Below are 401 nucleotides of genomic sequence, written 5' to 3'. Positions count from 1 at the left end.
TACGCGAGGTCACCCGATACAGGCGCATCATCAACGGCTGTTACGCTCACATCAATGTTAGCTGATACCGTATCGGTACCGTCAGACACATCAAAGCCGAAGTTTACGTCGCCATTGAAGTTTTCATTTGGAGCGAATGTGTACGTACCATTACCGTTGTCGGTCAAGATACCGTCACCACCATCGTAGGTCACACCTTCAACAGTAAGGTTGTCGCCTTCAATGTCTGTAGCGCCTGTTAATAGGTCTGCATCGGTGAAGATGAGCGTGCCATCTTCTTCAACGCTGAACTGTTGATCTTGAGGGACTGGCAGGTCATTAACTGGGTTAACCGTAAGGTCAGCAGAAGCTTGAACGGTATTGGTGCCATCTGAGATATCGAAGCTGATATCGATGTCGCC

At 48.9% G+C, this 401-nt stretch carries 1 protein-coding gene; it reads right to left on the bottom strand.

Annotation, left to right across the window (positions count from 1 at the left end; all coding sequences use genetic code 11):
* Nucleotides 1–401, bottom strand: a 401-nt coding sequence (locus MSG35_RS24000; protein WP_248385193.1) for a cadherin-like domain-containing protein, incomplete at both ends; no start/stop codon positions are given.

The organism is Vibrio sp. 1CM23M (genome assembly GCF_023161755.1).
GTDB lineage: Bacteria > Pseudomonadota > Gammaproteobacteria > Enterobacterales > Vibrionaceae > Vibrio > Vibrio coralliirubri.
The sequence above is the reverse complement of the archived record's forward strand: the minus strand, read 5'-3'. Positions and strand labels throughout refer to the sequence as shown.